This is a genomic window from Agromyces ramosus, assembly GCF_004216665.1.
Classification (GTDB): domain Bacteria; phylum Actinomycetota; class Actinomycetes; order Actinomycetales; family Microbacteriaceae; genus Agromyces; species Agromyces ramosus.
This window is the reverse complement of sequence record NZ_SGWY01000003.1, coordinates 426,920-450,276: the sequence shown is the minus strand read 5'-3', so window position 1 is coordinate 450,276 and position 23,357 is coordinate 426,920. Positions and strand designations below refer to the sequence as shown.

At 71.1% G+C, this 23,357-nt stretch carries 16 protein-coding genes; 10 read left to right on the top strand and 6 right to left on the bottom strand.

Annotated elements, in window-relative coordinates:
* Positions 1–2: 2 nt before the first annotated feature.
* Complete coding sequence (locus EV187_RS14075; RefSeq protein ID WP_242609611.1) at positions 3–467, bottom strand: aromatic ring-opening dioxygenase LigA; 465 nt, start codon at positions 465–467, stop codon at positions 3–5.
* Positions 468–648: 181 nt separating this feature from the next.
* On the opposite strand from EV187_RS14075, the gene EV187_RS14070 reads away from it, so the two are divergent.
* Both EV187_RS14070 and EV187_RS14065 read left to right on the top strand, forming a co-directional pair.
* The gene (locus EV187_RS14070; protein WP_130353679.1) at positions 649–1,569 is read left to right on the top strand and encodes an AEC family transporter; all 921 of its coding nucleotides are present in this window, start codon (positions 649–651) and stop codon (positions 1,567–1,569) included.
* A gap of 71 nt (positions 1,570–1,640) precedes the next feature.
* A complete protein-coding gene (locus EV187_RS14065) occupies positions 1,641–2,432 on the top strand; it encodes a DUF1353 domain-containing protein (protein ID WP_165391204.1) in 792 nt (263 codons plus the stop codon).
* Here the strand turns inward: EV187_RS14065 and EV187_RS14060 are convergent.
* The 3 genes from EV187_RS14060 to EV187_RS14050 form a co-directional block, all read right to left on the bottom strand.
* Positions 2,429–4,567 (bottom strand): hypothetical protein, encoded by a 2,139-nt coding sequence (locus EV187_RS14060; protein WP_130353677.1) that lies wholly within the window; start codon positions 4,565–4,567, stop codon positions 2,429–2,431. The two genes, EV187_RS14065 and EV187_RS14060, sit on opposite strands and share 4 nt — an antisense overlap.
* A 257-nt stretch (positions 4,568–4,824) precedes the next feature.
* Entirely contained in the window at positions 4,825–6,903 is a 2,079-nt protein-coding gene (locus EV187_RS14055) for a lipase family protein (RefSeq protein ID WP_130353676.1), read from the bottom strand.
* Positions 6,904–6,978: 75 nt separating this feature from the next.
* Entirely contained in the window at positions 6,979–7,296 is a 318-nt protein-coding gene (locus EV187_RS14050) for a hypothetical protein (protein ID WP_207221873.1), read from the bottom strand.
* 97 nt (positions 7,297–7,393) lie between these two features.
* Between EV187_RS14050 and EV187_RS14045 the strand changes: the two genes are divergently transcribed.
* Both EV187_RS14045 and EV187_RS14040 read left to right on the top strand, forming a co-directional pair.
* Entirely contained in the window at positions 7,394–8,071 is a 678-nt protein-coding gene (locus EV187_RS14045) for a TetR/AcrR family transcriptional regulator (protein WP_130353675.1), read from the top strand.
* A gap of 224 nt (positions 8,072–8,295) precedes the next feature.
* Positions 8,296–9,024 (top strand): LGFP repeat-containing protein, encoded by a 729-nt coding sequence (locus EV187_RS14040; protein WP_165391203.1) that lies wholly within the window; start codon positions 8,296–8,298, stop codon positions 9,022–9,024.
* A 36-nt stretch (positions 9,025–9,060) separates the two neighbouring features.
* On the opposite strand, the gene EV187_RS14035 is transcribed toward EV187_RS14040, so the two are convergent.
* Positions 9,061–11,400, bottom strand: a complete 2,340-nt coding sequence (locus EV187_RS14035; RefSeq protein WP_207221847.1) for a beta-galactosidase — start codon at positions 11,398–11,400, stop codon at positions 9,061–9,063.
* Positions 11,401–11,505: 105 nt separating this feature from the next.
* Here EV187_RS14035 and EV187_RS14030 point away from each other — a divergent pair, with 105 nt between their 5' ends.
* Complete coding sequence (locus EV187_RS14030; RefSeq protein WP_130353673.1) at positions 11,506–14,043, top strand: DEAD/DEAH box helicase; 2,538 nt, start codon at positions 11,506–11,508, stop codon at positions 14,041–14,043.
* A 77-nt stretch (positions 14,044–14,120) separates the two neighbouring features.
* Here EV187_RS14030 and EV187_RS14025 read toward each other — a convergent pair whose 3' ends face one another.
* A complete protein-coding gene (locus tag EV187_RS14025) occupies positions 14,121–15,077 on the bottom strand; it encodes a DMT family transporter (RefSeq protein WP_130353672.1) in 957 nt (318 codons plus the stop codon).
* Positions 15,078–15,348: 271 nt separating this feature from the next.
* Here EV187_RS14025 and EV187_RS14020 point away from each other — a divergent pair, with 271 nt between their 5' ends.
* The 5 genes from EV187_RS14020 (at position 15,349) to recQ (ending at position 23,236) form a co-directional block, all read left to right on the top strand.
* Positions 15,349–19,014: an ExeM/NucH family extracellular endonuclease gene (locus EV187_RS14020; protein ID WP_242609649.1), complete on the top strand. Its 3,666-nt coding sequence runs from the start codon at positions 15,349–15,351 to the stop codon at positions 19,012–19,014.
* Positions 19,015–19,137: 123 nt separating this feature from the next.
* Positions 19,138–19,728 carry a hypothetical protein gene (locus tag EV187_RS14015; protein ID WP_130353670.1) on the top strand — a complete coding sequence of 197 codons (591 nt, stop codon included), beginning with the start codon at positions 19,138–19,140 and terminating at the stop codon, positions 19,726–19,728.
* 74 nt (positions 19,729–19,802) lie between these two features.
* Positions 19,803–20,510: a YcnI family copper-binding membrane protein gene (locus EV187_RS14010; protein WP_130353669.1), complete on the top strand. Its 708-nt coding sequence runs from the start codon at positions 19,803–19,805 to the stop codon at positions 20,508–20,510.
* A gap of 32 nt (positions 20,511–20,542) precedes the next feature.
* Positions 20,543–21,157, top strand: a complete 615-nt coding sequence (locus EV187_RS14005) for a copper resistance CopC family protein (protein WP_165391202.1) — start codon at positions 20,543–20,545, stop codon at positions 21,155–21,157.
* Positions 21,158–21,352: 195 nt separating this feature from the next.
* Complete coding sequence (gene recQ / locus EV187_RS14000; protein WP_130354082.1) at positions 21,353–23,236, top strand: DNA helicase RecQ; 1,884 nt, start codon at positions 21,353–21,355, stop codon at positions 23,234–23,236.
* Positions 23,237–23,357 lie beyond the last annotated feature (121 nt).

The following is a 23,357-nucleotide window of genomic DNA, read 5'->3' as shown; positions in this document are numbered from 1 at the left end:
CCTCAGACCGGCCGCCTCCCGAGGGCGAGCAGCGACCACCCGTAGAGGATCGCGATGACGCCCGTGCCCGCCGCGAGCAGTGCCACGCCGAAGGCGACGATCGACGTGAACAGCGACGTGCGCAGGTAGGAGGCGGTGGCCGCGGTCTCCCGCAGCGGGTCGTCCTGGTCGAGCTCGGCGTAGGTCTTGCCGCCGGTCAGCTCGAGGGTGTGCTTCTGGATGACCTCGGCCTGGGCCCACGCGCTCAGGGGGTCGACGACCGGTGCACCCTGCAGGAACGCCGCGTCCTCGGCCACGGTGATGTTCTCCTCGGAGAGCTGCACCGTCACGCCGATCCATGCGGCGATGCCGCCGATCACCATCAATGCCCCGATGATGATGCCGACGATCCCGGCGAACCGGGAGCCTCCGCCGGCCCGCCTGGGCTGCTCCGTCGGCGTTCCCGTCTCGTACACCTGTCCGCTCATTGCGCTCCCCCTCCCAATGGGGGCGACTCCCGCCCTCGCGTGCAGCGTATCGGGCGGAGCCGACGCGACGGAAGGGCCTTCGGTCCCGTCGTCCGGCCGGCCGGGGTTCCGGTGCGGCGCGCGGGCTAGGCTCGATGACGATGAGCCGCCCGATCGCCGCACCGCACCGGAGCCGGCGCGCGTGATCGGGATCCTCACCGGGTTCGCCGTCATCGCCCTTGCCGTCTTCGTCGGCTGGCTGGCTGCGCGAACCGGCGCGCTTCCGCCCGAGGCACGGCCGGTGCTCGCTCGGCTGAACTTCAACGTCCTCGCGCCGTTCCTGCTGTTCTCGGTGCTCGCCACCGCCGACGTCGGTGCCCTGTTCTCGGCGCTGCTGCCGGTGTCGGGGTTGACCGCGGTCGCGATGATGGCGGTCTTCGCGCTGGTCTCCCTGCTCGTGTGGCGGCGCACGCTCGCGCACACCGTCATCGGCTCCCTCGCCTCGGGCTACGTGAACGGCAACAACTTCGGCATCCCCATCGCGGTGTACATGCTGGGTGACGCCGCGTGGTCGGCGCCGGTGGTGCTGCTCCAGCTCCTCCTCTTCGCCCCCATCGCGCTCGCGGTGCTCGGGGCGACGGTCGAGGGGCGCACCTCCGCGTGGGTCATCATCCGCTCGACGTTCACGAATCCGATCATCATCGGCTCCCTCGCCGGCGTGCTCGTCGCCGTGACCGGCATCGAGCTGCCGCCCATCGTGCTCGATCCCATCGAGCTGATCGGCCACGCCGCCGTGCCCCTGATGCTCATCGCCTACGGCCTCTCGCTGCACGGGCAACGGCTCCTCGAGCCCGGCACCGGGCGGCGGGACGTGCTGCTGGCCAGCGTGCTGAAGCTCGTGGTCATGCCGGTGGGCGCGTGGGCGCTCGCGCGGTTCGCGTTCGGCCTCGACGGCATCGAGCTGTACGCCGTCACGGTGCTCGCCGCGCTCCCGACCGCGCAGAACGTGTTCGTCTTCGCGCAGCGGTACGAGACGGCCGAGGTCGTCGCCCGCGACACGGTGTTCCTCACCACGATGGGATCGGTGCCCGTGCTCTTCGCAGTGGCGCTGCTCCTCGGCTGACTCCGCACGGCAGGATGGTCGCGAGCGAACTGCGAGCGAACTGCATAACGACCTGCGAGCGAAGGAGACCGATGCCGTTCCGCACTGAAGACGGACGCCCCCTCGACGAGCTGCTGCTCGCCCAGCGGCCGGCCGACGGCTACCGCTTCGACGTGCGGGCACCGTTCGACTACGAGGATCCGGTGTCGGGACGCACCTACCACGTGCCCGCCCATCCGCCGGGCGCACCCGACCCGGCGCCCGAGGCACGCGAGCCCAGGGTGCACGGCGTCACCGACCTGGCGTCCGTTCCGATGTGGCTCTGGAGCTTCATCGCGAGCTACGGCCGGCAGTCGGCGCCGGCGATCCTCCACGACGAGCGATCGGTGGTGGCGGCCGAGCTCGACGACCCGGCGGCCGCCCTGGCGCAGCGTCGCGTGGACGACCGCGTGTTCCGCACCGCGCTCCGCGAGCAGCGCGTCCCGGTGCTGCGGTCGTGGATCATGTGGGCGTGGGTGTCGGCCGATCGCGAGCGCGAGTTCGGCGGCGCCGCCGGGATCCTGCTGATCGTGCAGGCGGTGGTGGGCGCACTCGTCGTGCTCGGGGCATCCGTGGCGGCGTTCTGGAATCCGTGGTGGTTGCTCGTCGTGCCGGCGCTGGCGCTCCTGGCGTTGCCGTGGGCGGCCGCCGGGCTCGCCTCGCTCGTGCTGCTGCTCACCTACTCGAGCGCCGTGCTCGCACCCCTCATCGCCCTGCATCTCGTGTCGATCGCGCCGTTCCGTCTGATCGAGGCGTTCGTCGAGGTGCTGGCGGGCGGCGACCCGCGCGACGTAATTCGGCCCACGGTCCAAGCGGATCGGGAGTCGGCGGCCGATGGGTCCTAGGTCGCCGACGCCTTCGCTGCTGCGCTCGGCCGACTCGACCGGAGGGTGTCTTTGCGAGCCGCCGCGGCGTCGCGTCGGACCTTCTTCCGCTCGTCGGCAAGGCGTTGGAGTTCCTCGCGCTCCGCCTTGTGGCCTTCCCTGCGGAGTCGCAGATCGTCTTGGAACTCATCTTCTGCGATCACCGCCAGGAGCCGTCGCGCAGCGGGTGCCTCGGCAGCTGGGCCTGCCGGGCCGCGAGCCGGAACGATCATCGGGACAGGAGCGATGAGGGGCTCGATGAACACGAAGACGGCCGTAGCGACGATGAGGATGCACAGCCAAGTGACGACATCGCCCCCGAGCGGAGCCCCCCAGTGGACGACGGCGACACAGAGCGCCACAGCACCGCCAGCGACGAAGAAGACCCGCGGAATCGACCACAGGAGGAGCCACAGCTTCGGGCTTCGTGGGCATCGCTTCCACACCCGTGAGCGAAGACTCAACCACGAGACCATTTGATTGATCCAGATGAGCACCGCGAGGAGAAGCAACGAAGAGATCACCCACCCCCAGGCCGACAGGGGCATCTTCGGGTCACCTGAGACGAGGAAACCGATCGCGGATTGTGCACTCTCGGGGGTCACCTTCGACCCGGGAATGAGGCCGAGAATCCACCCGACCAGCCATGCGATCCCCGAGTACACCCAGATCAGCCATGAGGCCGTGAGTGGGAGGCCGGGCAGGATCGCCGCGATCGGGAGAGATGCGAGCATGTTGGCCCCGTTCGACTTCTTGTCCACGACGGAGAGTCGGTTGTCCACATAGTCGACGGTCGGTTTCGGCGACGGGAAACGCGAACCCAGGACGCTTCGGGCGGTGGGATCGACGACCTGGACGATGTTCTTGTAGTAGACCGAGTGGTCGGTGAACGGCTGACTCGTGTTGTGGACGGCATGCTCCTCCGGGCCTTCGCTGTCGTCTGGGACCGGGAAGTACGCATTCCTCCAGCGAGCGCGGGCTCCGAGATTCGTATCGGCGATCGGACCGGAGGAGAAGGGGTCCCAGATGGCCCAGTGATTGGCCCATTCCACCGGCGCGTCCTTGGTCACACGTAGCCAATCCGACACTGGCGTGTACACATCGGGGCGACCGCGCCATTTGTCTCGGCCGAGCAGCGTGACTGCCGCTCCCACCGTGGTCAGACGCTTCACCTGGTAGTCGGACGGCGTCAACTCCTCGAAGAGCGCGAACGTCGCGACCGCAGCCCCTTGCGAATGGGCGAAGACATGCACCTCGCCCGTATCCCGCACCAGTTCCCGAGCACGCTCGAGCGCGCTGCGTACCACGAGACGCATCGCCATCGCCCGGACCGGCCGTTCCTTCCATGCGGCGACGTCGCCGATCGACTCGACGATTCCATCGATGACGTCCTGCGCTGCTTTCTTGAACGCCGGAATGAGGAGCAGCGGCGAGACGAGCGGAAGTATCGCCGAAGCAACGATGCCGAGTGCGAACACGAAGGCCGAGACGACGACGTACGCAGTGAAGGCCAGAATGAGACGGACGAGGTCGATGACGACGACGCCGGGGATCGCGAGGAATCGAAGAAACCCGAGCTGCCGCCAATTCCGCCAGATGCTCCTCGGGTGATTCGTCAGCGTGTACCAGGGAACGAGCACCATGGTTCCCCAGAACTGCGCGAGCATGCGGATGATGGCGCGCCAGAGGAATGCGATCGCCCACTGGAAGACCTGCGCTCGCTTCATCGGGACGAACGACTCCGACCATCGGGCCTCGAGTACGGCAACGCTGTGCTCGATCGTGGTCGGCGCGTACGGCACCTCCGGTTCCGGGCCCGGAAACTTCACGGTGGCCGTGATCATCGGTGGGTCGCCCACGAGATCCGAATTGTGAATCGTCACGCCGTGGCTCGAATTCCCGCCGATGACGCGGTCCCGCGCCAGCCAGTCCATCCGTTGGAGGAGCGGCTCCGACCATTCAAGCAGGATCTCGCTCCGAAAGGCCGCGCCCATCCCGTGGACGAGCACGAGCACGGTGTCGAACTTCTGATCGCGGCCGCCTGGCCGCTCAGCCCATCTGAGCGTGCCACCGGTCCGGTGGAACGTGCGACGGGTCCGGCTCTGGTTCGTTGCCATTCTCATGATCGTCCCCTCGAGGCGAAGCTGCAGAGCGTCGAAGAAGGGTGTACGGGTCACGGATCAGCCGGCGAGTAGGGGAAGCGGGCTGTCCCTCGTGGAATCCAGTTGTCGTGTGAGATGGCGTAAAACTCGCCACGCCACCTGCTGGCACGAGTGTGGGGGCACGCTGCGGCACGCGCATCAGGGCTGGCACTGAGTGCGGCGGGAAGAGACGCGCCGGTTCCGTCGGAGCGCGAGTGCTGCACGTGGCCTGTTCAGATGACGGTCGTGTCGGATGCCTCGCGCACCGGTTGGGGCGTCCAGCCGTGGAAGTGCTTCGCCCACCAGGTGGCCCACGCGCCCTCGGGAGCGAGGTTCGCGCGTCGCTCGGCGAGTTCGCGCTGGTAGTCGTCGCTCGCGATGGCGAGTCCGAGGCGCATCCGCTCGGTCGGGGGAACCACGGTCGCGCGACCGTCGAGCGTCTCCTGCTCGGGGACCACCCGCGGGGCGGGCGAGAATCGGGGCTCGACGATGACGAAGGCGGCCACGATCGCGATGAGCACGGCGCTCACCACCAGCCACGCCGTGTCGGGCTGCGGCTCCCACCAGTCGAGGATCGCGAACCACACGACCACCGCTGCACCGAGCACGTAGAGGGCGCGGGGGATCGCGGTCAGCACGAGCCAGGTGCGCACGTCGAGCGGGCAGCGGTCCCACACGATCGAGCGCTCCGTCTGCTTCTGCATGAGTTGGTTCAGCCAGATCAGGAGTGCCGCGACGAGTGCCGACGCCACGATCCAGCCGATCGGCGACAGCCTCGGCGGCGTGCCGCCCGAATCGATGAGGAGCGCGACGGATCCCGACGCCGCCGATCCGTCGAGACCGGGGACCAGCGCGATCACCCACCCGATCCCGTCGGCGACCGCCTGCAGGAACCAGGCGAAGAAGGCCGAGGCGCCCGACAGGCCCGGGAGGATTGCCGCGATGACGAGCGCGGCGATCGTGCTCAGCCCGAGCGACTTCTTGTCGATGACCACGAGCCGGTTGCGGATGTAGTCGACGGGCTCGGAGACGGTGGGGAAGTCGGGTCCGAGCAGGTGCCGCACGGTGGGCTCCACGACCTGCACGGTGTTCGCGAAGTAGACGCCGTGATCGAGCCACGGCTGGCTCGTGTTGTGCACGGCGTGCTCCTCCGGTCCGAGCGCGACCGTCTCGGGGGTGGGGAAGTAGGCGGCCTGCCAGCGCTTCCGTGCCTCGGCCTTCGTGTCGGTGATCGGGCCGGCCGAGAACGGGTCCCAGATGGCCCAGTGGTTCGACCACGCGACGTGCGGCTTGCCGGCCTTGCGGTTCGCCGCATTCCGGTCGATCCAGGTCTTCACGGGGGTGTACGCGTCCTTGCGGCCCTGCCACTTCTCACGGCCGAGCAGCACGACGGCGGCTCCGACGGTGGTGAGCCGGCGCACGTTGAACTCGGCGGGATCGAGCTCCTCGAAGAGCGCGAAGGTCGCGACGGCGGCGCCCTGGGAGTGGGCGAACAGGTGGACATCGCCGTCGCCGACGAGTTCCTTGGCCCGGGCGAGCGCATCGCGCACCACGAGCCGCATCGCCGAGGCGCGGACCGGGCGCTCCTTCCACGAGGCGACATCGCCGATCGACTCGACGAGTCCGTCGAGCACGCCCTGCGCGACGTCCTTGAACCACGGGATGAGCAGCAGCGGGCTGAGCAGCGGGAGGATCGGCGTGAGCACCACGCCGAGGAGCACCAGGAAGACCCACACCACCACGAAGGCGATCGTGCTGACGACGAGCCGGATGGCGTCGACGAGGAAGTTGAGCGTTCGAGGGAGCAGCAGCGTCGCCCGGGGTGCGCCGAGGTGGTGCACGAGCGTGAGCCACGAGAGCACGACCATGGTGTTCCAGAACAGGTCGAGCGTGCGCGTGATCGCCCGCCACATGAACGGAACGGCCCACCGGAAGACCTGCGCACGGGTCATCGGCACGAACGACTCCGACCAGCGCGCCTCGAGGATCGCCACCTTGCGCTCGACGGTCTCGCCCGGGGCATCCGGCACGGCTGGATCGCGTCGCTTCGGGAACCGCACCGTGGCCGTCACCATCGGCAGGTCGCCCGAGAGGTCGGAGTCGTGGATCGTGACGCCGTGGGTCTCGTCGGCGCCGATGACCCGGTCGCGCGCGACCCAGTCCATGCGCTCGAGGATCGGCTCGGCCCACTCGAGCAGGATCTGGCTCTTGAAGGCGTTGCCCATGCCGTGCACCACGACGAACGCCACGTCGAAAGTGCCGTCCTCGGGTGCCTTCGCCGATTCCGAGCCCGCTTGCTGGGCGATCAGCATGTGATCCTCCTGTGTCGTCGGCGTGCGCCTGGTGCGTCGGCCTGTGCGAACGCTAGTGGGCGCTCGACGACCGGATCAAGCACCCGCCCCCGAACGCGGGGCCCGGCGACGGCGAAGCGCGACGTGGCGGCGCAGGAGCCATGGCACCACCACGTACACCGCGAGCGGTACGACGACGAGCGTGAGCACGAAGGCGCGCAGCACCGGATGCCACGACTCGGAGATCGGCGCGATGAGCATCATGCCGACGGCGACGAGCGGGAAGATCGCGAGCCACGTGATGACGGCGCGCACGTGCACCGACGGCGGCGCGGACGGCGAAGCAGCCGCGCCGTGGGTGCCGGCGGGATCCGCGGGTGCGGACTGCGTGACGGGGGTGGGGGCGGTGGTCATGTCGACTCCTTCGGTCATTTCCAACTGAACGGTTGTAATTGAAGCACGGGTCGGGAGAATTCGCAACTATCCGGTTGGAGATCGGTAGGATGGAGCCATGGCCTGGGACACGGAACGCACGAAGCGACTGCTCCTCGATGCCGCGACCACGGAGTTCAGCGAGCACGGGCTCGCCGGCGCCCGGATCGACCGCATCGCGGCAGCGGCGGGGGTCAACAAGGAGCGGATCTACCAGTACTTCGGCAGGAAGGACGACCTGTTCGCGGCCGTGCTCGCCCACCGCCTGCGCGGCTCCATGGACGAGGTGCCGATGCTCGGCGCGGGCCCCGGCGCCGTCGGCGACTACGCGGGCCGACTGTTCGACCACCATCTCGCCGACGGGGTCATCCCGAGACTCGTGTTCTGGGAGGGCCTCGAACGAGGTCCGGCGACGGCCGCCGATGCGGCGCGCGCGGCGTACCACGACGAGAAGGTCGAGCGGTTCCGCGAGCTCCTGCCGGGGGTCGACCGAGCCGCGGCCGGGGAGCTCCTGCTCACCATCGTCTCGCTCGTGAACGCCTGGCCAGTGCTCGGGCACCTCGACGCGTTCCTCATCGGCGGCGGGTCGGCCGGCGCCGGTGATCGCGCGGTCCGGCGCCGCGCCGTACTGGTGGAGTCGGCCACGGCGCTCGCCCGCGATGCGATCGCCGTCGCCGCCGCCGCCGCCGAGAACGCCGCCTCGACGCCGCGCGGTGTGCCTGCGGCATCCGTGCGCCGCGTCTCCGAAGTTCAGTGATAACCCTGATGCCAGGCCCACCGCCTCGCTCGTAGCGTGGGACTCGATCGTCGGGCCGCGGACCGCAGGGGGAACTGTCACCGCGGCCGGCGATCGGATAGCCGGTCAGCACCTCGTCTCTCTGGACCAGGTGCCGGCCGGCTTCCCCCGTTTCCCCGGAAGGCCCGGGACAGCACTCCGGGCTCCGCCCGGCCGACGAGCGGAACAGCACGATGGACCACCGGATGACGCGACCCGCGGCCATGACCCAGGCGCGCCCTGCCCAGGCCGGCCTCCTGCCGAAGCGGCTCGATCGCGCCGTGAGCTGGTCGGACTTCCGCACGGCGGTGCGCTACGACCCCGCCAACCGGATGCTGGTCGCGGTGCCCGCGATCAGCGCCAAGCGCGCCGAGCACCCGTGGCTCGGCGAGCCGACCGCCCTGCACCTCCGCTCGGCCGACGCCGAGGTCTTCCGTCGCGAGTTCGAGCACGGCGCGGTCTACTGGTCGGAGCGCACCGGCGCCCACGAGGTGCACGGGGAGATCGCGGCGCGCTGGATCGAGGTCGGTGGCGAGGCGTCGTTCCTCGGCCTGCCGACGACCGACGAGCTGCGGCTCGAGGGCTACCGCACCCCCGGCAACGGGTCGGCGGGCGGCGTCGCGCACTTCGAGGGCGGCACGATCGCCTGGACCGCACGACACGGCGCCACGATCGTGCACGGCATGGTGCGCGACATCTGGGCGCTGCTCGGCTGGGAGCGTTCGGCGCTCGGCGTGCCCGTGTCGGACGCCGCCGTCGATGCCACCGGCGTCCTGCGCGGATGCTTCGAGCACGGCACCATCGCCTGGTCGCCGGCCGGCGGCCCCGAGATCACGATCACGGCATCCGAGGCGTCGGCGTCATCCGGCGCACCCGGCGGCGCGGATCGCGGTTCCCTCGACGAGGTGCCGTCCGGCTTCGCGCCGCACGCCTGACGCGACGCACGCCTGACGCGACGAGGGCACCGGCGGTCAGTCCCCCGCCGGGAGCTCCCGCCAGCGGGGCGAGCTCACGAGACGCACCTGGTCGAGCGCGACGAGGGGTCCGTCGACCGCCCGCCGACGCGCCTCCGCTTCGGCGGGAAGCCGAACGGCCGCCTCGGGATGCAGCGGCACGATGCGGATCGTCACGTGGGCACCGGGCGCGAGGTCGAGTGCGTCGAGTCCGATCGTCCACGGCGTGCCGTCCCAGAACCGGTCGGCGACGACGCGTCCGTCGACCTCGAGCACCGCGACGTCGCCCGCCCAGTCGACGTGCAGCACGGGGCGTCCGGGCGCGGCATCCGGCAGGCGCAGCGACCAGGTCGAGCCGTGCCGCGCGATCGCGGCGGCATCGGGCGCGGCGGCGCGGCCGGCGCGCTCGCCGTAGGTCGCGGGCGGTGGCTCGCCGACGTCGATCGGCTCGGGTGCGAGCGCGACCTCCGCTCCGGGCCCGGACGCGTCGACGGCGACGGCGACGGCGACGAACGCGCGGGCCGACACGTCGAACGCCTCCACGTCAGGTGGCTGCGGCGACCGCACGGCGAGCCGGCCGTCGTCGTCCAGGTGCACGGGCGCGGCGCTGCGCACGAGCCGGCGCCCATCGGGCGCATCGAGCACCCAGAGGTCGTGCGCGGATGCCGCGGGCAGCACGAGCACCCGCAGGCGGGCGTCGCCCTGCACCACGTCGACCCCCCGTGGCTCGGCGGCGTCGACCCGGAACACGCCGGGCGCGACCCCGCGCGTCGAGCCGGCGGCATCCGTCATCGAGGCGCCGTCGGCGGCGAGCTCGACCGGGATTCCGGCCTCGGCGACGAGCACGAGCGTCGGGTCGTCGCGCGGGTCGAGCACCGTCAGCGGCGAGGCCGTGGCCCAGCGCAGGCGCACCCCGCCCAGCTCGAGGTTCACCGGCCAGTGCGCGATGGTGCCCGACGGCACGTCGACGGGTTCCTGCGGGAACACCACGGTCTCGGCGTCGAGCCCGATCGCGAACCGGGCGCCCCGGCAGGTGTCGAGCGGCTCGTACGGCTGCTGCCGGTTGACGAACACCCACGCGGATGCCCCGTCGGAGCGGATGGCCCAGCGCAGCGTCTCGGCGTCGTCGACGCCCGTCGGCAGCACGTCGGGCAGCGTCGACGGCATGTCGGCGAGGGACTCGCCGAACGCGGCGAGGAAGGCATGCTGGCGCCGGAGCTCGGCGTGGCTCGGTGCCAGGTCGCCGGCCGCGCCGATCGGGGCGTGGAAGTCGTAGTCGAAGACCGGCAGGTCGTTGGGGTAGCCGGTCGCCTGCGACTCCTGGAGGCCGGGCCGCGGGTTCGTCCCGCCGGCGTACATGTAGTAGCCCTGCCAGCCCGATCCGTTGCCGATCTTGCCGTGGGCGACCGCGGCGATGTCGAGCGCACCGAGGAGCGGGCGGCGGTGGTACGCGGTCGCCATGCCGCCGCCGAGCTCGCACGTGGCGGCGGGGAAGTCGGGGGAGGGCAGCCGCGGCACGACGCCGTGGTCGTGGCGCCCCACGCCCGGGTGGTCGCGCAGGTCGGCGCCGATGCCGGGATCGTCCCAGGCGTGCGAGAAGAAGAAGTGCTCGCGGAACGTGGTGTCCCACGGCTGGTCGGCGTCGACCCAGAACCCGTCGCCGTAGCCGCCGTAGAGCGGGAGGACCTCGCCCGCCGGCAGGTCGGCGCCGCCCCACGCGGTCGCGGTGGCGATCGGCGCCGTGAGCCCGTGGCGGCGCGCCATGCGCTTGAGCGTGACCAGGTGTGCGGGCTGGTCGTAGAGCTCGTTCTCGAGCTGGATGGCGATCACCCGGCTCGAGGGTCCGCACAGCGGTGCGAGCTCCGCGCCGAGCGCGGCGAACCACTCGTCGACCAATGCGAGGTAGGCGGGGTCGTCGGTGCGGTGCGCCACGGGGGCGTCCTGCACCCAGTCGGGGAACCCGCCGTTGCGCACCTCGCCGTGGCACCACGGGCCGATGCGCAGCACGACGTCGAATCCGAGCCGTCCGCACAGCGCCACGAACGCCGCCACGTCGAGTGCGCCGCCGAAGTCTCGATGCCCGCGCTCGGGTTCGTGGTGGTTCCAGAACACGTAGGTGGCCACCACGGTGATGCCGCCGGCGCGCATGAGCCGCAGGCGCTCCTCCCACTCGGCGCGCGGCACCCGGCTGTAGTGCACCTCGCCCGAGACCGGGATCGCCGGACGGCCGTCGACCTCGACGTACCGGTTCGTGAGGGCGAACCGGTCGTGCCGGTCGGTCGCGTTGCTCAACGCCGGACGCGCCAGCGGGCGGTCGTGCGGGCGATGCGTCACGCCGAGCGGAGCGGCGGATGTCACGACGTGCGGCTCCTTCGACGGTGTGCGCTCCCAGTTCTACCACGCGCGCCGTCGTGCTCACGCGCCGGTGCGGTGCCTCCCGCCGCGCGTGACAGACTCGGACGGATGACCCAGCCGCTGCTCGACCGCGCCCCGCGCCCGTACGACGCGGACGCGATGTACGACGCGTTCGTGGAGTGGGCCGACGAGCGCGGGTTCGCGCTCTACCCCGCGCAGGACGAGGCGATCATCGAGATCGTCTCCGGCGCGAACGTGATCCTCTCGACGCCGACCGGCACGGGCAAGTCGCTCGTCGCGGTCGCGGCGCACGCGGCATCCGTCGCCAACGGGGGGCGCAGCTACTACACCGCGCCCATCAAGGCGCTCGTGAGCGAGAAGTTCTTCCAGCTGGTCGAGATCTTCGGCGCCCAGAACGTCGGCATGGTCACCGGTGACAGCTCGGTGAACCCCGATGCCCCGATCATCTGCTGCACCGCCGAGATCATCGCGAACATCGCCCTCCGTCAGGGTCCGGATGCCGCGATCGACCAGGTCGTGATGGACGAGTTCCACTACTACGGCGACCCCGATCGCGGCTGGGCGTGGCAGGTCCCGCTCATCACGCTCCACCGGGCCCAGTTCATCCTGATGTCGGCGACCCTCGGCGACGTCACCGCGATCGCCGAGGACCTCACCCGGCGCACCGGTCGCGAGACCGCACGTGTCACCGGCGTCGACCGCCCGGTGCCCCTGCACTTCTCCTACGCGAGGACGCCCGTGCAGGAGACGGTCGAGGAGCTCCTCGAGACCCGCCAGGCGCCCGTCTACATCGTGCACTTCTCGCAGGCCGCGGCGATGGAACGAGCGCAGGCCCTGTCGTCCATCAGGGTCATCACGCGCGAGCAGCGCGATGAGATCGCCGACGCGATCGGCGGATTCCGCTTCACCACCGGCTTCGGCAAGACGCTCTCGCGGCTGGTGCGCGCGGGCATCGGCGTGCACCACGCCGGTATGCTGCCGCGCTATCGCCGCCTCGTCGAGACGCTCGCCCAGCGCGGGCTGCTCCGCGTCATCTGCGGCACCGACACGCTCGGCGTCGGCATCAACGTGCCGATCCGCACGGTGCTCATCACCGCGCTCGCGAAGTTCGACGGGCAGCGGATGCGCCAGCTCAGCGCCCGCGAGTTCCACCAGGTCGCGGGGCGTGCCGGTCGCGCCGGATACGACACGGCGGGCACCGTGGTCGTGCTCGCGCCCGAGCACGAGATCGAGAACGAGGCCGCCGTCCGCAAGGCGGGGGACGACCCGAAGAAGCTCAAGAAGATCGTGCGCAAGAAGGCGCCGGCCGGCCAGATCACCTGGGGCGAGGGCTCGTTCGAGCGACTCGTCGCGGCCGAGCCCGAACCCCTCGCACCGCAGCTGAAGCTCACGGCGGCGATGCTCATCAACGTGATCGGCCGCGGCGACGACGTCGCCGGCGACATCCGCTCGCTCGTGTTCGACAACCATGAGGCGCGCTCCCGCACCTTCGAGCTCGCGCGCCGCGCGCTCGACATCCTCCGCACCCTGCGCGACGCCGGCGTCGTCGAGATCGTGCCCGCGTCGGCGCCGGGCCGTCTCGCCGACCTGCGCCTCACGGTCGACCTGCAGCCGAACTTCGCCCTGAACCAGCCGCTCTCGCCGTTCGCGCTCGCCGCGATCGAGTTGCTCGACCCCCACGAGGCGCGCGGCCAGGGCATCGGCACCGGCCACTACGCCCTCGACGTGCTGAGCGTCATCGAGTCGACGCTCGACGACCCGCGCCCGATCCTCTCGCAGCAGCAGTACAGGGCCCGCGGCGAGGCCGTCGGCGCGATGAAGCAGGAGGGCATCGAGTACGAGCAGCGCATGGAGCTGCTCGAGGAGGTGACCTGGCCGAAGCCGCTCGACGAGCTGCTCGCCCAGGCGTTCGAGACCTTCGCGTCGAGCCAGCCGTGGGTGCGGGATTTCGAGCTCAGTCCGAAGTCGGTGGTGCGCGACATGTTCGAGCGCAGCATGTCGTTCGGAGAATACGTCTCGTTCTACCAGCTCGCGCGCAGCGAGGGACTCGTGCTGCGGTACCTCTCCGACGCCTTCCGCGCGGTGCGCCAGACGGTGCCGACCGAGGCGAAGGACGAGGAGCTCCTCGACATCATCGAGTGGCTCGGCGAGCTCGTGCGGCAGGTCGACTCGAGCCTCGTCGACGAGTGGAACGAGCTCGTCGACCCGTCGAGCCACCTGCCCGAGGACGAGGCCGCCGTCGTGCCGCCTCCTCCGCCTTCGGTCGTCACGAACCGCCGCGCCTTCACCGTGCTCGTGCGCAACGAGCTGTTCCGGCGCGTGCAGCTGGCCGCCCTCGAGCGCGACGACGAGCTCGCCGAGCTCGACCCCGACGCCGGCTGGCCCGACGCGCTCGACCGCTACTACGCCGAGCACGACGACATCCTCACGGGTGCGGCCGCGCGCTCGCCGCGGCTGGTCGCGATCGACGAGTCGGATGCCGCGGCCGGCACCTGGCGCGTCGAGCAGACGATCGACGACCCGGCCGGCGACCACGACTGGCGCATCCGCGCCGAGGTCGACCTGCGCGAGTCGGCGGAGGAGGGCGCCGCGGTCGTGCGCGTCACCGAGGTCGTGCGGCTCTAGTCCTGCTCTGCGGTCCGGGCAGGCGGGCGGCCGGCGGCGGCGGCGGGGGCGGACTGCGGCGGCGGACTGCGGCGGGCCTAGGCGAGCGCGAGCATGCCCGCAGCGACGAGCGCGAGCACGAGGCCCGCCCACTGCACCGGCGCGATCCGCTCCTTCAGCACGAGTGCGGCGAGCAGGATCGTGCCGGCGGGGTACATCGCGCCGAGCACCGCCGCGACCGACAGGTCGCCCGCGCGGATGCCGATGAGGAGCAGGCCGTTCGCCGTCACGTCGACCACGCCGCACGCGATCGCGAGGCGCACGCCCGACGCGGTGGCCGATCGCGCCGGGGCGAAGGCCGTTCCCACGGGCGCCGGGAGCGGCATCCGCTCGGTCGAGCGCGCGCCGACCGGGCCCGCATCGGCGGCGGACGGGTGGCGCGTGGCCGCCCGCGACGCCGCGACGAGCGCGAGCACGCCGACGGCCGCGAACATGATGGTCGCCGTCACGGCGCGGTTGAGGAGGAGCGGCACCACGCCGCTCTCCTCCGAGGTCTGGTCGATCGTCACGAAGAACGTGCCGATCGCGACGCCGGAGCCGATCGCCATCAGGATGCCGCGGAGGCTCGGCCGCACGGCCCCGCGCTCGGGCACGAAGCCCACGAGCACGACGGCGACGAGTGCGAGCCCGAGGGCCCAGTACCCGAGCGGCGCGAACCGCTCTCCTGCGATGAGGAGTCCCCAGACCATGGGCACCACGGCCGAGACCACCGCCGTCAGCGGCGAGAGGATGCTCATCGGTCCGATCGCGAGGCAGGCGTAGAGCAGGGAGATGGCCACCGCCCCGGCGACACCGGAGAGCACGCCCCAGAGCACGTCGTGTGCGCTCCATACTCCGCCGAGGAACGGCGCCGCGGCCGCGAGCAGCACGAAGCCGGTGACGGCGGCGACCGCGGTCACGAGCACCGAGCTCACCCGCTTCGCGGCGAGCCCGCCGAGGAAGTCGGCCGCGCCGAACACGAGTGCTCCGGCGAGCGAGAAGACGGCGGTGAGCATGACCGTTCAAATGTAGCGGCGCCCGGAAGGCGTGCTCATCCGAGCAGCCGGGGGGAGGGACGATGCACATCTGCGCGCGCGGCGTGAACTCTGTGTGAAAACGTGCGGATATTGCAATGGAACCCCCTTGGCACCGTGGGCGGCGGTGCTTAGGCTTCGACCAGCACTCGCGCACGCACGACCCGAACCATTCGCCGCGCGGGTGCCTTCCCGGGGTGGAATTCAGAGGAGAGTCATGCCACGTCGCAGCACCATACAGCGCTTGTCAGCCGTGGCGGTCGCCGCGGCGGGCACGATCGTGGCGGGACTCCTCGCCGCGCCGCCGGCATACGCCGCCGAGCCGAGCCACACCATCGCGCAGGTGCAGGGCACCAACGTCGCGACCTCCCCGCTCGCGGGCCAGACCGTGACGGTCGAGGGTATCGTCACCGGCGACCACCGCACCGGTGGGTTCCGCGGCATCTACGTGCAGACCGCCGGCTCGGGCGGGCCCACGGATGCCACGCCGAACGCCTCCGACGGCATCTTCATCCTCCTCGAGAGCAACCCGGCTGCCGGCGTCGCGATCGGCGACCGCGTCTCCGTCACGGGCCTGGTGAACGAGAGCGGTGGCGTCACCCGCATCACCGCCTCGGCAGCCGGCTCGGTCCAGCTGGTCCAAGCCGGCGTCGGCGTGCCCGCGGTGACCCCGCTGCCCAACACGGTGCTCGGCAGCGCCCGTGAGGCGTTCGAGGGCATGCTCGTGCGCCCCTCGAGCGTGTACCGCGTGGTGTCGAGCCACAACCTGCAGAGCTTCGGCGAGCTCTGGACGAGCGCCGGCACGGCCATGCCGGTCGAGGCGTTCGAGTCGCAGGCGCCCGGCACGACGGCGGCGAACTCCATCACGACCGCGAACAACAACGCCCGCCTGATCCTCGATGACGGCTACAGCGTCTCGGTCAGCGACGCCTCGCACCCGGGCGACCAGCCCTACTTCACGAAGGACGTGGTGGTGCGCAACGGCGACGCCATCACCTTCCCGGCCGGCGGTTCGCTGCTGAGCTTCGGCTTCAGCAACTGGCGCCTGCAGCCGCCGACGCCGCTCACCGACGCGAGTGCGCCGAACCTGAAGCCGACCTTCACGGCTGCCAACCTGCGTCCGGCGACCGTTCCCGCGGTCGGCGGCGACATCACGGTCGCGGCATTCAACGTGCTCAACTACTTCACGACGCTGACCTCCCAGAACCCCGACGCCCGCGGCGCGCGGACCGCAGAGGAGTTCGCGATCCAGAAGTCGAAGATCGTCACCGCGATCAACGGCCTGGACGCCGACGTCGTGGCGCTGCAGGAGATCGAGAACTCGGTGAAGCTCGGCGAGGCTCCCGACGAGGCGCTCGCCGACCTGGTGGCGGGCCTCAACGCCGCGGCAGGTCCGAACGTGTGGGACTACGTACGCACGCCCGCCGCGCTCCACGACGCCGCGATCACCGACGTCATCTCCAACGCGATCATCTACAAGCCCGCCGCGGTGACGCCGTCGGGCGAGGCGAAGACCATCATCGACGAGACCGTATGGGACATCGCGCGCGAGCCGATCGCGCAGACGTTCAAGTACGGCAAGACGTTCGTCACCGTGGTCGCCAACCACTTCAAGTCGAAGAGCGGCACCGACCCGACACCCCAGACGGGACAGGATGCCTTCAACGACGAGCGCGTAGAGCAGGCGAAGTCGCTGCTGACGTTCGCGAACAGCCTCTCCGAGGGTCGCAAGAACGCGGTCTACCTCGTGGGCGACTTCAACTCCTACGCCAAGGAGGACCCGATCAAGGTCTTCACGGAGGAGGGCTGGAGCGACGTGCTCCTCACGAAGGCCCGCGGTCAGTACACCTACACGTTCGACGGTGAGCTCGGCTCGCTCGACCACGTGATCGCGTCCCCGGCCGCGAACACCCGCGTCACGAACGCGGCGGTCTGGTCGATCAACTCCCCGGAGTGGGCCGGACGCGAGTACTTCGGCACCGCCGCCGAGCCTGGCACGCCGTTCCGGTCGAGTGACCACGACCCGATCGTCGTGGGCGTCGGGTCGGAGGTTCCTCCGGCCACGGTCGACATCGACCTCGTGACCGTGAACGACTTCCACGGCCGCATCGAGCAGTCGGCGCCATCGGGCGGCATCGCCGCGCTTTCGACCGCGGTGAAGCAGATCCGCGGCGGGAACCCGAACACGATCTTCGCCGCCGCCGGCGACATGATCGGCGCATCGACGTTCACGTCGTTCATCCAGAAGGACGTTCCCACGATCGAGGGGCTGAACGCCGCCGGCCTCGACGTGAGCTCGGTGGGCAACCACGAGTTCGACCAGGGCTTCGCCGACCTCACCGACCGGGTGATGCCGCTCGCGCTCTGGGAGTACCTCGGCGCCAACATCTACAAGAAGGGCACGACCGAGCCGGCACTTCCCGAGTACTGGACCCAGGAGTTCGAGGGCGTGACCATCGGCTTCGTGGGCGCGGTCACCGACGAGCTGCCCTCGCTGGTCAGCCCCGACGGCATCGCCGACATCACGGTGGGCGACCCGACCGAGGCAGCCAATCGGGTGGCCGACCAGCTCAGCGACGGCATCGACGAGAACGGCGAGGCGGACATCGTGGTGCTGCTCGTGCACGAGGGTGCCGCCACCACGGCCAAGTCGTCGGCGATCGACGGGAGCTCGCGATTCGGCGAGATCGTGCTCGGCGTCAACGGCAACATCGACGCCATCGTCTCGGGGCACACGCACCTCGCGTACAACCACGTGATCACCCGCGCTGACAGCCCGCAGTTCGACCACGAGCCGATGCCGGTGATCTCGAGCGGGCAGTACGGCGAGCGGTTCTCCAAGATGGACATCCAGTACGACAAGAAGACCAAGACCTTCACCATGAAGAACGAGATCTTCAACCTCATGGATGGTGCGACTGCGCTGTACGCGGATGACCCCGCGGTCAAGCCGATCGTCGACGAGGCCGTCAAGGTTGCCAACCAACTCGGCAACGTGGTGCTCGGCACGGCGACCGCCGACTTCGGTCGGGCTGTGGCGTCGGCCCCGGTGCCCGGTCAGTCGCTGCCCGAGAACCGCGGTGGTGAGTCGACGCTCGGCAACCTCGTGGCCGACGTGCAGCTCTGGTCGCTCAACGAGGACGGCACTCGCGACGTGGACATCGCCTTCATGAACCCGGGCGGCCTGCGCGCCGACCTGGCGGGTGGCGAGGTCACCTACCGCGAGGCGGCCGACGTGCAACCGTTCGCCAACACCCTGGTGACGCTCAACCTCACAGGGGCCCAGGTCAAGCAGGTGCTCGAGGAGCAGTGGCAGCCACAGGGTGCGACGCGTCCGTTCCTCAAGCTCGGCGTGAACAAGGAGCTCGAGTACACGTACAACCCGGCGGGTCCGGCGGGCAACCGAGTCACCGAGTTGCTCCTGAACGGCGTTCCGATCAATCCGGCAGCGACCTACTCGGTCGGCGCCAACTCGTTCCTCGCAGCGGGTGGAGACAACTTCTTCACCCTCGCGCTGGGCACGAACAAGGCCGACAGCGGCAAGATCGACCTCGAGTCGATGGTCGACTACTTCGCCGCGCAGCCGCAGAACACGATCTCGCCCGACAACGCCCAGCGGGCCGTCGGCGTGCAGGTCGCCGGCGACGGCACCTACGCACCGGGCGAGCTGGTGACGGTGAACCTGTCGTCGCTCGACTTCAGCCGCAACGAGCCGGCTGCCGGCACGGTCGTGGTGTCGTTCGGCGGTGCTCAGCTCGACACCTCGCCGGTCGACCGGGCCTACACCCCGACGGTCGACGAGATCGGCAAGGCCACGGTCGAGTTCACCATTCCGGCCGGCACGTCAGGACCCACGCGGTTCGACATCAACGTGCCGACCACCGGAACCACGAGCTCGTTCGTGCTGAACGTCGGCTAGTCGGATCCCTGAACGAGGACGGCCCCGGGCGCGATGCCCGGGGCCGTTCCCGCGTTGAGGGGACGTGCCGCCGTGGCATCCGACCTCCAGTTCCCGTCGAGGGCCGCCGGTTAAGCTGGTCGGGTGACTTCTCGAGGCGCTCGCGCAGCTCGCGGAACGGCCGTGGCCGTGTTCGCGATCTTCGCGGCGTCCCTGGCGCACACGGTCGGCGGCGGTGCCCCGCCAGGGCCGGTCGCGCTGATGGTGGCCCTCGCCTTCTCGGTCCCGCTCGCGATGGCGCTCAGCGGAGCACGGGCACGCCTGGCGCGCACCGCGGTGTCGGCGCTCGTCGCGCAGGCCGCCCTGCACCTCACCTACGCGATGGGCGGTGCCACCCCCCTCGCCTCCACCATGCACGCCGGTCACCACCATGCCGGCCTGGAGCTGCCGGCTCCGCCCGTCGCCGCCGTCGACCACGGCAATGCCTGGATGCCGGCCGCCCACCTCGTGGCGGCCGCCATCACGCTCGCCGCGCTCGTGCTCGCCGACCGCATCGCGGACACCATCGGCGGAGCCGTTCGCGTGCTCGTTCGGCGGCTCACCCGGGTGCCGACGCCGGTCGTCGCGCCGACGCTCCGCATTCCCGTCGACGGCCCGCGCCCGCGCCTCGTCGGCGCCCTCCTGCACGCCGCGATGGGGTCCCGTGGTCCCCCGGCCGTGGCGGCGGCGGCCTGATCCGCTGACGACTCCGAATCACACCTGGACGCCCTCACGCGCGCCCGACCTCGACCACGAAAGAACCCTCCAACATGCGTATCGCACGCCTCTCCGCCGTCGGCCTCGCCGCCGGGGCCGTCCTCGCACTCACCGCCGTGCCGCTCGTCGCGAGCGCACACGTCACCGTGACCCCGAGCGGCACCGCGGCCGGCAGCTACACCGTGCTCACCTTCGCGTTCGGCCACGGATGCGAGGGCTCGCCCACGACGGCCCTCGCCATCGACATCCCCGAGTCGATCGAGAGCGTCTCGCCGACGCTCAACCCGAACTACACCATCGAGAAGGTCGCCGACGGCGACCGCACCTCGCAGGTCGTGTACACGGCGATCACGCCGGTGGAAGACGGATACCGCGACACCATCGAGCTCTCGATGCGCCTGCCCGACGACGCCGCGGGTGAGACGCTCTCGTTCCCGGTGCTGCAGACCTGCGAGGTCGGGGAGACGAACTGGAACCAGGTCGCCGAGGAGGGCGAGGAGGAACCGGAGAGCCCCGCCCCCGTCATCGTCGTCACCGAGGCCACGGGTGACGAGCACGGTCACGGCGGTGCGACCGACGACGTCGCCGACACGACGCCCGACGAGCATGGCGACCACGACGAGGCGACCGCGACCGCCTCGGATGCCGCGAGCGGCTCGACCGACACGGTGGCTCGCGTGCTCGGCATCGGCGGGCTCGTGGTCGGCGTCGTGGGCATCGTCCTCGCGATCACGGCTCGCCGTCCGCGATCGGACGTCTGATGCTCGCCGTGTCCCGCCCGAGCGCAAGTGCGGTGGCGCCGCGGAGAGCACGCCGTTCCGGCATCGCGCTGCTCGTCGCGGCATCCGCTGCCCTGGTCGTGGTGCCCGCGCTGCCGGCAGCGGCCCACAACTACCTCGTGTCGTCGGCGCCGGCCGCTGGCGCGGTGCTGACCGAACAGCCCGGCACCGTGTCGCTCGAGACCAACGACGACCTGCTCGAGGTCGAGGACGGCGCCGTGATCCAGGTCCGCGGGCCCGACGGGCGCTTCTACAGCGACGGCTGCACTGCGGTGGCCGGTCCCTCCGCCGAGACGAAGGTGGTGCTCGGGGCTCCCGGCGAGTACACCGTGGCGTGGAAGGTCGTCTCGACCGACGGCCACCCGATCTCGGGCACGTGGGCGTTCACGTGGCAGCCGGCCGAGGGCGTCGAGCTCGGCGACGGATCGGACGAGCCGCTCGCGTGCGGCGGAGGCAGCGCCGGCGACGCCGTGGTGAGCACGCCAGAGCCCTCGACCGACGCGACGACCCAGGGGTCGGATGCCGCGGCGACCTCGTCACCGCTCGACGCCCTGTGGATCGGCGGCGGCGTGCTCCTGGCCGCGATCGCCGCCATCGGCACCTGGCTCGTGGTGCGTCGCCGCGCCTGAGGATGATCCGGCTCACCCGTCGGGGGCGCTCGTTACACTCGACGGGTGAGCTGGAACCCCGAATCCCACGACCCCGACGAGGTCCCCTGGGATCCAGACGAGCTCCCGCCGGCTGACGACGACTGGGCGCCGCCCGCCGACGACGGCTGGGCGCCACAACTCCCGGCTCGCCGGGGGGCACCCGCGGCCGCGCCGATGCGCACGCCGGCGGGGCCCGCGTCGTCGGTTCCCCGCGTCGTGAGCGCCGCGCCGCCGCGGTTCGACACGGCCGCCGAGGCGCTGCACACCGTCTTCGGCTACGACGCCTTCCGCGGCGAGCAGGCCGAGATCATCGCCCAGGTCGCCGGCGGCGGCGACGCCGTCGTGCTCATGCCCACCGGTGGCGGCAAGAGCCTCTGCTACCAGATCCCGGCGCTCCTGCGCGAGGGCACGGGTGTCGTGGTGTCGCCCCTCATCGCGCTCATGCACGACCAGGTCGACGCCCTGGTGCGCAACGGGGTGCGCGCCGCCTATCTCAACTCGAGCCAGCAACCGGCCGAGCGGGCCCAGGTCGAGCGCGCGTACCTGGCCGGCGAGCTCGACCTGCTCTACGTCGCCCCCGAGCGGCTCAACTCCGAGTCCACCAAGCGGTTCCTCGAGGGCGGCCGCATCGCCCTCTTCGCGATCGACGAGGCGCACTGCGTGGCGCAGTGGGGCCACGATTTCCGCCCCGACTACCTCGCACTCTCCGAGCTCGCCGAACGCTGGCCCGATGTGCCGCGCATCGCCCTCACCGCGACGGCCACCGAGGCCACGCATCGCGAGATCACGTCGCGACTCTCGCTCGACGGCGCCAGGCACTTCGTGTCGAGCTTCGACCGTCCCAACATCCAGTACCGCATCGCCCCCAAGCTCGAGGTGCGCAGGCAACTGCTCGACTTCGTGCGTAGCGAGGGCACGGATGCCTCGGGCACCCCCGTCTCGGGCATCGTCTACGCCCTGTCGCGCGCGAGCACCGAGAAGATCGCCGCCCACCTCTCCGCCAACGGCGTGAACGCGCTGCCGTACCACGCGGGTCTCGACGCCGCGCTGCGCCGCAGCACCCAGGAGCGCTTCCTCCGCGAAGACGGCGTCGTGATCGTCGCGACGATCGCGTTCGGCATGGGCATCGACAAGCCCGACGTGCGGTTCGTCGCGCACGTCGACCTGCCCAAGTCGGTCGAGGGGTACTACCAGGAGACGGGCCGTGCCGGTCGCGACGGCGCCCCCGCGACCGCGTGGCTCGCCTACGGACTGCAGGACGTCGTGCAGCAGCGCCGCATGATCGACGAGAGCCCGGGCGACCTGGCGCACCGACGACGCCTGTCACAGCATCTCGACGCCATGCTGGCGCTCTGCGAGACCGTGCAGTGCCGTCGGCAGAACCTGCTGGCGTACTTCGGCGAGGCCAGCGAGCCGTGCGGCAACTGCGACACGTGCCTCGAGCCGCCCGCCGCGTGGGACGGCACGGTGCCCGCCCAGAAGCTGATGTCCACGATCGTGCGACTGCAGCGCGAGCGCCGGCAGAAGTTCGGGGCCGGGCACCTCATCGACATCCTCCGCGGCAAGGAGACGCCTCGGGTGCGCCAGTACGGCCACGACGCGTTGGCCACGTGGGGCATCGGCGCCGACCTCTCCGAGCAGCAGTGGCGCGGGGTGGTGCGACAGCTGCTCGCGCAGGGCCTGCTCGCCACGCACGGCGAGTACGGAACGCTGACGGTCACGGATGCCGCGTCCGAGGTGCTGTCGGGTGCGCGCAACGTCATGCTCCGCACCGAGCCCGAGCGTGTGGCGCGCTCGCGCGGACCGAGGGCCGCGCCCGCCGCGGCCGACCTCGAGCCGGCGCAGGCCGAGCTCTTCGAGGCGCTCCGTTCGTGGCGCGCGGGGGAGGCCCGCGAGCAGGGCGTGCCTGCGTACATCGTCTTCGGCGACGCCACCCTGCGGGCGGTGGCCGTCGCCAGGCCCTCGAGCCTCGGTGACCTCGACGGCATCAGCGGCATCGGCGCGAAGAAGCTCGAGGCCTACGGCGAGGCGCTGCTGGCGGTGGTGGGCGCGGCGTAGAGCGTCGCGCCGCCTCCGGCACCCGCGCCGGCACCCGCGCCGCACCCGCGCTGCGGTCGTCCCGGGGCGACGCGTCGCCGCCTGGCGGACACCTGGTGCGGCTAGGATCACGCTCAGCGGG